General features: G+C 78.2%; 1 pseudogene. It reads right to left on the bottom strand.

Features of this window, described 5'->3' with window-relative positions:
• Positions 1–579: pseudogene (locus ACZ4EG_RS42600) on the bottom strand (hypothetical protein); the annotation flags it as partial.

Below are 579 nucleotides of genomic sequence, written 5' to 3'. Positions count from 1 at the left end.
CCTCGGGCTCGGAGTTGTCCCGGCGCCGTGCCGCTCCGTGGCCGTCCTCGCCGTCGGAGTCGGCGCGCGCCTCGTCCTCGGCCTCCGAACCGGCCGCGGTCCCACTCGCCTTGGCCCCGGAGTCCGCCTGGGCCGCGCTCCGGGCGTCCTCGGGCTCGGAGTTGTCCCGGCGCCGTGCCGCTCCGTGGCCGTCCTCGCCGTCGGAGTCGGCGCGCGCCTCGTCCTCGGCCTCCGAACCGGCCCCGGCCTCGCTCCCCTTGGCCCCGGAGCCGGCCTGCGCCGAGCTGCGAGGGTCCTCGGGCTCGGAGTCGTCCCGGCCCGCCGCCTGGTCGTCCTCGGCCTCGGTGTGGACCGTCGCCGAATCGCCCTCGCCCTTGGCCTCGGTGTCGGCTGCCGAATCGCCCTCGCCCTTGGCGTCGGCCGCCGACCCGTCCTCGTCCGTCGCGTCGGAGCCGGCCTGTGCCGCTCCCTGCTCGCCCTCGCCGTCGGAGTCGGCGCGCGCCTCGTCCTCGGTCTCCGAACCGGCCCCGGCCTCGCTCCCCTTGGCCTCGGAGCCGGCCTGTGCCGAGCTGCGAGCGT

The sequence above is a fragment of the Streptomyces sp. NPDC025638 genome, assembly GCF_055558775.1.
The sequence above is the reverse complement of the archived record's forward strand: the minus strand, read 5'-3'. Positions and strand labels throughout refer to the sequence as shown.